Origin of the sequence: Serratia sp. CY29653, from assembly GCF_052169255.1 — a bacterium.
In the GTDB taxonomy this organism is placed as follows: domain Bacteria; phylum Pseudomonadota; class Gammaproteobacteria; order Enterobacterales; family Enterobacteriaceae; genus Serratia; species Serratia sarumanii.
The window spans coordinates 990,435-999,789 of the sequence record NZ_JBJNLC010000001.1 but is presented as its reverse complement, the minus strand read 5'-3'; the positions used below and the strand labels follow the sequence as shown (position 1 = coordinate 999,789).

At 60.8% G+C, this 9,355-nt stretch carries 9 protein-coding genes; 5 read left to right on the top strand and 4 right to left on the bottom strand.

Annotation, left to right across the window (positions count from 1 at the left end; genetic code table 11):
- Positions 1-6: 6 nt before the first annotated feature.
- Both ACJ8HN_RS04945 and fsa read right to left on the bottom strand, forming a co-directional pair.
- Positions 7-1,611: a ShlB/FhaC/HecB family hemolysin secretion/activation protein gene (locus ACJ8HN_RS04945; protein ID WP_225369030.1), complete on the bottom strand. Its 1,605-nt coding sequence runs from the start codon at positions 1,609-1,611 to the stop codon at positions 7-9.
- Between the two features lie 385 nt (positions 1,612-1,996).
- A complete protein-coding gene (gene fsa / locus ACJ8HN_RS04940) occupies positions 1,997-2,662 on the bottom strand; it encodes a fructose-6-phosphate aldolase (RefSeq protein WP_033647546.1) in 666 nt (221 codons plus the stop codon).
- A gap of 149 nt (positions 2,663-2,811) precedes the next feature.
- Here fsa and ACJ8HN_RS04935 point away from each other — a divergent pair, with 149 nt between their 5' ends.
- The 4 genes from ACJ8HN_RS04935 to osmB all read left to right on the top strand — a co-directional run bounded on the left by ACJ8HN_RS04935 (position 2,812) and on the right by osmB (position 7,434).
- Positions 2,812-3,711, top strand: a complete 900-nt coding sequence (locus ACJ8HN_RS04935) for a glycyl-radical enzyme activating protein (RefSeq protein WP_060452607.1) — start codon at positions 2,812-2,814, stop codon at positions 3,709-3,711.
- A 4-nt stretch (positions 3,712-3,715) separates the two neighbouring features.
- Positions 3,716-6,148, top strand: coding sequence for a formate C-acetyltransferase/glycerol dehydratase family glycyl radical enzyme (locus tag ACJ8HN_RS04930; protein WP_060420996.1), 2,433 nt, complete (start codon positions 3,716-3,718; stop codon positions 6,146-6,148).
- 50 nt (positions 6,149-6,198) lie between these two features.
- Complete coding sequence (locus ACJ8HN_RS04925) at positions 6,199-6,945, top strand: DeoR/GlpR family DNA-binding transcription regulator (RefSeq protein ID WP_033647550.1); 747 nt, start codon at positions 6,199-6,201, stop codon at positions 6,943-6,945.
- Positions 6,946-7,215: 270 nt separating this feature from the next.
- On the top strand, positions 7,216-7,434 hold the full coding sequence (gene osmB, locus ACJ8HN_RS04920; protein ID WP_004945176.1) for an osmotically-inducible lipoprotein OsmB: 219 nt from the start codon (positions 7,216-7,218) through the stop codon (positions 7,432-7,434).
- Positions 7,435-7,624: 190 nt separating this feature from the next.
- Here the strand turns inward: osmB and yciH are convergent, their stop codons facing one another.
- Both yciH and pyrF read right to left on the bottom strand, forming a co-directional pair.
- The gene (yciH, locus tag ACJ8HN_RS04915) at positions 7,625-7,951 is read right to left on the bottom strand and encodes a stress response translation initiation inhibitor YciH (RefSeq protein WP_033647552.1); all 327 of its coding nucleotides are present in this window, start codon (positions 7,949-7,951) and stop codon (positions 7,625-7,627) included.
- Between the two features lie 10 nt (positions 7,952-7,961).
- Positions 7,962-8,690 carry an orotidine-5'-phosphate decarboxylase gene (gene pyrF / locus ACJ8HN_RS04910; protein WP_049232982.1) on the bottom strand — a complete coding sequence of 243 codons (729 nt, stop codon included), beginning with the start codon at positions 8,688-8,690 and terminating at the stop codon, positions 7,962-7,964.
- 329 nt (positions 8,691-9,019) lie between these two features.
- Here pyrF and bhsA point away from each other — a divergent pair, with 329 nt between their 5' ends.
- On the top strand, positions 9,020-9,280 hold the full coding sequence (bhsA, locus tag ACJ8HN_RS04905) for a multiple stress resistance protein BhsA (protein WP_041035330.1): 261 nt from the start codon (positions 9,020-9,022) through the stop codon (positions 9,278-9,280).
- Positions 9,281-9,355 lie beyond the last annotated feature (75 nt).

Below are 9,355 nucleotides of genomic sequence, written 5' to 3'. Positions count from 1 at the left end.
CGATGTTCAGATTTCCAGATTTACGCTAAAACCCGCGGTCGCGCCGGAGGTATGGAACCCCGCAGGCTTGTAGAGCGGAACGCCGGCAAACAGGTCATAGCTGAATCGCGCCCACAGCGCGCCGCGCACGCCGAGCGCGCTGCCCGCCAATTGATGGCCAACCAAGTGGCGAGTGTTTGGGCCGTCCACCCGGCCGTAGTCGGCGGCCAGATACAATTCATGCCCGCGAGAAAACACGTTCCAGGCGATTTCATTGCGCCATAGCAGGCCCTTTTCGCCGGACAGCATCTGTTCGCCGTCAAAGCCACGCACCGTGTAACGCCCGGCAATGGCCATCCGCTCCTGCGGCGTCAGCGCGTTCGGGCTCCACTGCCCCCTTACGCTGGTATACACCCGCCAGGGCTGATCGCCCCAGGAGAACGGCTGATTGATGCCCAGGTCGCCGAGCAAAATGCCGGTACGTGCGCTGCCTTCATGACGCGACTCTTCCGGGGCAGGCAGGGCATTGAATGCGCCGGTGCCGCGGCGCCAGTTGATATTGGCGTCCAGCGTAGTGGTACCGTAGTAGCTGCGCTGATTCAGCCCCAGCTCCCAGCCGGCGGTCCGACGTTTTTGCGACACAATATCAACGTTGTCCACGGCGTTAGTCGAGTGCTTGCGGTAGCCGCGCAGGTTGAGCGTTAACTTGTGCGACTGGTCGCGGTACAGCAACCGGGAGACGGTCAACTGAATGTTGTCGCTCTTGCCGCTGTAGCGCAGCACCTCATTGGCGTTGGGGATGTTCTGGTGATAGGTGTAGTCGTTGTAATTGGCCGAGAAAGCCCAATATCCCACCGGGAAAAAGTAGTTCAGCGTATGTGAACGGTTGCCGAACGGCCCGTGCTGAAACACATCCTTGCCGATGTTGGCGTAAAACAGGTCATTCTGTGCAAACGGCGCATCGATAGCCAGAGTGGCCGAACCGAGATAACGCCCGGTACTTTTGGAGCCGCTGTCGTCCAGCCCCAGGCTGAGCCGCACCGGGCGCCCTTCGTGCCAGTTGACCTGCAGGTCACTGGTTCCGTCCTCGGCGCCGGGTACGATTTTAATATCGGCATTGGCGCTGGGCACCCGCCTGAAGTTCTCCAGCCCCTGTTCGATATCGCGCAGGCTGAGAATATCGCCGCGTGAGGCCGGAATAGCGTTCCACAGCCGCCCACGCCAGGAGACCGGCTCCTCAAAGCGGATCTCACCGATACGCCCCGGCTGCAGCGTCAGCGCCAACACGCCCGTGGTCAAGTCCTGCTCCTGCGCCATCACGCGTGTGGTGACATAGCCCTTGGCCAGTATGGCGTTTTGCACCTTGTTGATGGCAAGCACAATGCCCTGGCTACCCAGACAGCGGCCCCTGGTATCCGCCGCGGCGTTCAACGCCCATTGAAAGCGATCGGCAGACTCGCCGACCAACGTTAGCCGATTGATGATGAAGCAAGGGCGTTCATCGGTTGGGTAATCGGGCAGCACAACGTCGGGACGGGAAAGGCGCGCATCGGCCTGTGGGGCATTTTGCTGTTGCAGGGCGCGTTCGCGCTCCTGCTGGCGCTGCTGTTCGCGGGCATCAATGGACGCCATTCCATCGCTGGTAGACGCCGAAGCGGAAAACAGGGGTACAACGCCGATCAATAATCCCGACAGCCCGCAGCGGATAGAATAAAGTAAAGCACGAGCAGTATCTGAATCTGAGCGCATCCTTGGCTCCTCACCGTTACTTATAGTTATTTATTTGGTCAAAATCATAAGTTAAGTAAATTAATGTAAATAAACTTACTCTGGGGCGAATTATGAGCTTCGAGGGGGAAAAATCAACAGCTTTATGGCACTGCGATTCACAAAACCATAAGGGAGGCGGCGGGCATGCGAAGAATGGCGAAACGGCGGGAGGATGACGCCATGATGCGCCATCCTTTAAAATTAATTGTCGATCGGGAGGAGAATCAGTAAACGAGACGGACAGCTATCAGCCCAGCAAATTGCTGCCGAACGCCCCCTGCCAATCCTGTTCGAATTTCTCGACCGCGGCCTGCACCGCCGGCGCGCTCAGGAACTGCTCCGCCACATCCACCGGCAGCGTGATCGCCTGGCAACCCGCCAACAAGCATTCCAGCGCCTGGCGCGGCGTCTTGAAGCTGGCGGCCAGCACCTGCGCCGACGGCGCGTGCAGGCTCAGCAGCTGCTGCAGCTCGTGCACCATTTCGATGCCGTCGCCGCCCTGCGCGTCCACCCGATTGACGTAAGGCGCCACGTATTCCGCCCCGGCCAAGGCCGCCAGCAGCCCCTGCCCGGCGCCGTATACCGCCGTGCCCAGCGTCGGGATGGACATCGTTTTAAGCTTCTTGATCGCCGCCAGCCCCTCGGCGGTTGCGGGGATCTTGACCACCAACCCCGGTACGCGCTGGCTGAGCAGCGCGGCCTCCGCCACCATGCGCTCCGCATCGGCCGCCATCACCTGCGCGAACAGCTTGCCGGTGCCGCCGAGGGCGTCGCGCAGCGCGGGCAGCACTTCCCAGATCGGCTTGCCTTCCTTCGCCACGATGCTTGGGTTGGTGGTGACGCCGTGCAGCGGCAGAATGCGCGCCAGGCGTTTTACCGCCGTCACATCGGCGGTATCGAGATAAAGCTCCATCACGGACTCCTGTGTCATGTTCTGTGGGCGGATTCAAACTCTGATCATCATAGGGCAAAAACCCCGCCAACCTTTGACCAAAATCAATCCAACTTTCATTCGAAACATTTTTAATGGCGAAAGATTCAGCAACGCCAAACGGGTGACTCATGTTCTTCAATCTGCAGCGCTACTCGACCCATGACGGCCCCGGTATCCGCAGCGTGGTCTTTTTAAAAGGGTGCCCGCTGAGCTGCCGCTGGTGCCAGAACCCCGAAAGCCGCTCGCGCCACGCGGATCTGCTGTTTGACGAACGCCTGTGCCTGAGCGGCTGTACGCTGTGCGCCGAGCGCTGCCCGCAAGGCCTGCAGCGTGACGAGGGCGCGCTGACGCTGCGGCGCGAAGCCATCAGCGCAGACGACTATGCGGCGCTGGCCGCCGCCTGCCCGACCGGCGCGCTCAGCCTGTGCGGCAGCGCGGTCAACCCCGACGATATCATGGCCGAGGTGATGCGGGATAAGCCTTTCTACCTGCGCAGCGGCGGTGGTGTAACGCTGTCCGGCGGCGAACCCTTTATGCAGCCGGAGGTCGCGGCGGAGCTGCTGCGGCGCGGCCGCGAAGCCGGCATCCACACCGCCGTCGAATCCTGTCTGCACGTTCCGTGGCGTTACATCGCCCCTTCGTTGCCCTGGCTGGATCTGCTGTTGGCCGATCTCAAACACACCGATGAAGCGCGTTTCAACACCTGGACCGGCGGCTCCGCCCGTCGGGTGATGAACAATTTCCGCCGGCTGGCGGCGCACGGCGTGCCAATGACCGTGCGCGTGCCGCTGATCCCCGATTTCAACGCCGATCGCCATTCTGTCCGCGCGATTGTCGACTTCGCCGCCGACGAGATCGGCGTGTCGGAAATCCATTTTTTGCCGTACCACACGCTGGGCATCAACAAGTATCACCTGCTCGGCGAACCTTACCGCGCCTCCCGCACGCCGCTGGACGCGCCCGATCTGCTGGCCTTCGCCGAAGCGTATGCCGGCGCCAAAGGCCTGAGCGCCATTTTGCGAGGATAACGCCATGACTACGTTGGATTTGACCACCCTCAGCGCCCGCATCCAGGCGCATAAGAACGCGCTGATTCACATCGTCAAACCGCCGGTGTGCACCGAACGCGCTCAGCACTATACCGAGGCCTATCAACAGCATCAGGATCGGCCGCTGCCGGTGCGCCGCGCGCTGGCGCTGGCCAACCATCTGGCGAAGCGCAGCATCTGGATCGCCAACGACGAGCTGATCGTCGGCAACCAGGCCAGCGAGCTGCGCGCCGCGCCGATCTTCCCCGAATACACCGTCGGCTGGATAGAAAACGAGATCGACCAGTTGGCCGACCGGCCGGGCGCCGGCTTCTCGGTCAGCGAAGAGAACAAGGCGATTTTGCACCGTCTTTGCCCCTGGTGGCGCGGCCAAACGGTGCAGGATCGCTGCTATGGCATGTTTACCGACGAACAGAAGGCGCTGCTCGCCACCGGCATCATCAAAGCCGAGGGCAACATGACCTCCGGCGACGCCCACCTGGCGGTCAACTTCCCGCTGCTGCTGGAACTAGGCCTCGACGGCCTGCGTGAAAAGGTGAACGCGCGCCGCAGCCGCCTGCGCCTGACCGAGTGGGAAGATCTGCATAAAGCGCAGTTTCTCAACGCCATCGACATCGTGCTGGCGGCGCTGAGCGAACACATACTGCGCTTCGCTCACCTGGCGCGCGACATGGCGCAGCGCGAAACCCGCGACTGGCGGCGCACCGAGCTGCTGGCTATCGCAGACAACTGCGATCTGATCGCCCATCGCCCGCCGCACACCTTCTGGCAGGCGCTGCAGCTGTGCTATTTCATCCAGCTGACGTTGCAGATCGAATCCAACGGCCATTCGGTTTCCTTCGGCCGTCTCGACCAATATCTCTATCCCTGGTATCGGCGCGACGTCGAGCTGGAGCAGAACCTGGCGCGGGAAGACGCCATCGAGCTGCTGCACAGTTGCTGGCTGAAGCTGCTGGAGGTCAACAAGATCCGCTCCGGCTCGCACTCCAAGGCCTCCGCCGGCAGCCCGCTGTACCAGAACGTCACCATCGGCGGCCAAAAACTGCTCGACGGCCGGCCGTGCGACGCGGTCAACCCGCTGTCCTACGCCATCCTCGAATCCTGCGGCCGCCTGCGCTCCACCCAACCCAACCTCAGCGTACGTTACCACGCAGGAATGAGCGCCGATTTCCTCGACGCCTGCGTACAGGTGATCCGCTGCGGCTTCGGCATGCCGGCGTTCAACAACGACGAAATCGTCATTCCCGAGTTCATCAAGCTGGGGGTTGAACCGCAGGACGCCTACGACTATGCCGCCATCGGCTGCATCGAGACCGCCGTCGGCGGCAAATGGGGCTATCGCTGCACCGGCATGAGCTTCATCAACTTTGCCCGCGTGCTGCTGGCGGCGCTGGAACAGGGCCGCGACGCCACCTCCGGGCAGATTTTCCTGCCGCAGGAACAGGCGCTGTCCAAAGGAAACTTCGCCGATTTCGAGCAGGTGATGGCCGCCTGGGACCGACAAATCCGCTACTACACGCGCAAGTCAATTGAGATCGAATGCGTGGTGGACAGCGTGCTGGAGGAGAACGCCCACGATATTCTCTGCTCCGCGCTGGTGGATGACTGCATCGAACGCGGCAAAAGCATCAAGCAGGGCGGCGCCAAGTACGACTGGGTTTCCGGCCTGCAGGTCGGCATCGCCAACCTCGGCAACAGCCTGGCGGCGGTGCGCAAACTGGTGTTCGAGCAAGGGGCGATCGGCCAGCAGCGGCTGGCGGCGGCGCTGGCCGACGACTTCGCCGGGCTGGATGGCGAACAGCTGCGCCAGCGGCTGCTCAACGCCGCGCCCAAATACGGCAACGACGTGGACGAGGTCGATCGGCTGCTGGTGCGCGCCTACCAAACCTACATCGACGAACTGAAGCAGTATCGCAACACCCGCTTCGGCCGCGGGCCGATAGGCGGCGGCTACTACGCCGGCACCTCGTCAATCTCGGCCAACGTGCCCTTCGGCGCTGCCACCCTCGCCACCCCGGATGGACGCAAGGCGCACCAGCCGCTGGCGGAAGGCGCCAGCCCGGCGTCCGGCACCGACCACCTGGGGCCGACCGCGGTGTTCAATTCGCTCGCCAAGTTGCCTACCGAGGCAATCCTCGGCGGCGTGCTGCTCAACCAAAAGCTGAACCCGGCGACGCTGGACAACCCGCGCGATCGGGAAAAGCTGATGCTGATGTTGCGCACCTTCTTCGAGAGCTATCGCGGCTGGCATGTGCAGTACAACATCGTGTCGCGCGAAACGCTGCTGGCGGCGAAGCAACACCCTGACCAATATCGTGATTTAGTGGTTCGCGTAGCTGGCTATTCCGCCTTCTTTACCGCATTATCCCCTGAGGCGCAGGATGATATTATTGCGCGCACAGAACATACTCTTTAAACCTTTGACTCTTAGCGGCCGCGCCTTGGCGGCCGCATCATCAGGCCGATATGAATTTACGACAACAGACCATATTGCAGTTGGTTAACGATCGCCGGCGGATCAGCGTCAATGAGCTGGCGCGCGCCTCGGGCGTCTCGGAAGTCACCATCCGGCAGGATCTCAACCTGCTGGAAAAGCGCAGTTATCTGAAGCGGGTACACGGTTCCGCCGTGGCGCTGGAGAGCGACGACGTCGACGCCCGCATGATGTCCAATTTCACCCTCAAACAACGGTTGGCGCAATATGCCGCCGCGCAGGTCAACGACGGCGAAACGATCTTCATCGAGAGCGGTAGCGCCAATGCCCTGCTGGCACGCTACATCGCCGAGCGCAAGCGCATTACGCTGATCACCGTCAGCCACTACATCGCCAACCTGCTGAAAGAAACCGACTGCGACGTGATTGTGCTGGGCGGCATGTACCAGAAGAAAAGCGAGACCGTGGTCGGCCCGCTTACGCGGCTGTGCATTCAGCAGGTGCATTTCAACAAGGCGTTTATCGGCATTGACGGCTTTCAGGCCGAAACCGGCTTTACCGGCCGCGACATGATGCGCGCCGACGTGGTCAGCGCGGTGCTGGCCAAGGGCGTGGAGAATATCGTGCTGACGGACTCGAGCAAGTTCGGCCAGATCCAGCCCAACCCGCTGGCGCAGACCGGCCAGATCAGCCGGGTGATCACCGATTCGCGCTTGGCGCTGGAGTATCAGCATCAGCTGAAACGCCAGGGCGTACAGGTGGAGCTGGTTAACGAATAACGCAGGTCACCGCCGCACCGCGCGGGCTACACCGCGCGCCTTCCCCTTGCGCAGCGGGATTTTAAGACTATTTACCTGTTTATCCTTCCCGAGAAACCTATACTCAGTTTCGGCGCCTTTTGGGCCGTAACTTGCTAATTATTCGGCCGTTAACAAAAAATGCCATTTTTTATATCGATACTGTACGGGAATCAACGGCAGGCCTGATTTATGGTTAACGCCTATACTTATAGGGCACTTCCATATAGCCAATGCTAAGGAGAAGTCATTATGATGATTATCAATAAACGTTTCGCCACCGCCGCGCTGGCACTGACTCTGGCGTTTTCACTCAGCGCCTGTTCCAACATGTCCAAACGCGATCGCAACACCGCTATCGGCGCCGGCGCCGGTGCAGTCGGCGGCGCAGTGCTGACAGACGGCAGCGCGCTGGGCACGCTGGGTGGGGCTGCGGTAGGGGGCATCATCGGTCACCAGGTTGGCAAATAACCTGACCGAGAGACCTCGGCCGACAGGCTGGCAAAAGCGCCTCGGCGCTTTGACGTATTAACCAGAATAACGATGATTTCAGGTCTGTTTTACTTTAAGTCTATGGTTCTTTTGCCGTTAACGGGCTAACCCCCGGCAGCAACAACCTCAAGCCATGCCGCAGTATTGCACCGCGGCATGGCGATTCACCTCAACCGCCCGCCAGTTTGACCTTCATGCCTTTGGCTTCCAGCAGCTGTTTGAGCAGATCGCGTTTATCGCCCTGGATCTCGATAATCCCGTCTTTCACAGAACCGCCGCAACCGCATTTCTTTTTCAGCTCGGCCGCCAGTTTGTCGAGCGCGGCATCATCCAGATCGACGCCGGCGATCAGGCATACCCCCTTCCCCTTGCGGCCGCTGGTCTGACGCTGGATGCGCACGATGCCGTCGCCCTTGGCGCGTTGCGGTTTAACGTCTTCCTGCTTGATGCGGCCGGTGTCCGTGGAATACACCAGGCGGCTGTTATCGTCATTCATCATTGCCTCCTCAGGCCAAAGAGGCGCGGATCGCGCGCAGCGTCGCGGCCGGATCCGCAGATTGGGTGATCGGACGTCCAATCACCATGTAGTCCACGCCGGCGGCCTGGGCCTGCACCGGGGTCATGATACGGCGCTGATCGCCCGCCGCGCTGCCTTCAGGGCGGATCCCCGGCGTAACCAGCTGGAAAGCCTGCCCGCAGGCGGCCTTCAGGCGCTGCGCTTCGTGTGCCGAACAGACCACGCCGTCCAGCCCGCAGTCGCGGGCCAGGCGCGCCAGGCGCTCGGCGTGTTCCGCCGGGCTGGCCTCGATGCCAATGCCGCGCAGGTCTTCCGCTTCCATGCTGGTGAGCACCGTCACGGCGATCAGCAGCGGCGCATCCGCTCCGTAAGGCAGCAGCGCTTCTTTAGCGGCGGTCATCATGCGCGCGCCGCCGCTGGCATGGACGTTGACCATCCAAACGCCCAGCTCGGCCGCTGCCGCAACCGCATGCGCGGTGGTATTGGGAATATCGTGGAATTTCAGGTCGAGAAACACGTCGAAACCGCGCCCGTGCAGATCGCGCACCAGCTGCGGCCCAAACAGCGTGAACATTTCTTTGCCCACTTTCAGCCGGCAGTCTTGCGGATCGATACGGTCGGCGAACGCCAGCGCAGCGTTCTTATCGGCGTAATCTAACGCCACAACGATTGGAGATGATTTTAAGTCATTGTTATTAGTGTTATTTTCAGACTTCATTTCTTCTACCTTCTGTAAAATGGACATAATCAGGTACTCACCCGCGAAACTGACCGCCGCATTCTACATGCCGGGGGCCAGAAATCCCAGCCGCAGCGCGTACCGCCGCTCTGTCATGTTACCTCTCACCTTTGTCATGGCGCGTCAACAAAAGCGCGTCAGCGATAAACCACGCAGCGTAAAACGTCGTAAAGATGCGTAAATTCTCAATCAAACATTTTGAACAACTTGCTCAGCATTATCAGATTTTCAAACGGCGCAGATGCTTTATTATTCACCACATCGGAAGCGAATGGCTTCCTTCCTAAATAAACAGACTGGAGTCACCTATGAAAACCATCAAATATTTTGCAGCCGCTACCGCTATCGCACTGACCTCTTTCGCTACCTTCGCCGCTGAGCCGGTCAACAGCCAACAGGCTGACAGCCTGACCGCCAGCGGCATCGTTTCCGCGGGCCATGCGACCACCCTCAGCAGCCTGGAGAAAAAACTGGCCGCTAAAGCCGATGCCCAAGGCGCCGGCAGCTACCGCATCATCTCCGCCGGCGGTAACAACATGCTGAGCGGCACCGCGATCATCTATAAATAATGTTTCCGGTACAGGGCCCGCACGCTCGGGCCCTGCCTCTGTTTCTCGCCTAAAAAACCCGCGTTTGCCTCACCC

Coding starts and splice junctions, on each gene's coding strand:
- ACJ8HN_RS04945 (WP_225369030.1), bottom strand. CDS start 1,611: ATGGCGTCCATTGATGCCCGCGAACAGCAGCGCCAGCAGGAGCGCGAA.
- fsa (WP_033647546.1), bottom strand. CDS start 2,662: ATGGAGCTTTATCTCGATACCGCCGATGTGACGGCGGTAAAACGCCTG.
- ACJ8HN_RS04935 (WP_060452607.1), top strand. CDS start 2,812: ATGTTCTTCAATCTGCAGCGCTACTCGACCCATGACGGCCCCGGTATC.
- ACJ8HN_RS04930 (WP_060420996.1), top strand. CDS start 3,716: ATGACTACGTTGGATTTGACCACCCTCAGCGCCCGCATCCAGGCGCAT.
- ACJ8HN_RS04925 (WP_033647550.1), top strand. CDS start 6,199: ATGAATTTACGACAACAGACCATATTGCAGTTGGTTAACGATCGCCGG.
- osmB (WP_004945176.1), top strand. CDS start 7,216: ATGATGATTATCAATAAACGTTTCGCCACCGCCGCGCTGGCACTGACT.
- yciH (WP_033647552.1), bottom strand. CDS start 7,951: ATGAATGACGATAACAGCCGCCTGGTGTATTCCACGGACACCGGCCGC.
- pyrF (WP_049232982.1), bottom strand. CDS start 8,690: ATGAAGTCTGAAAATAACACTAATAACAATGACTTAAAATCATCTCCA.
- bhsA (WP_041035330.1), top strand. CDS start 9,020: ATGAAAACCATCAAATATTTTGCAGCCGCTACCGCTATCGCACTGACC.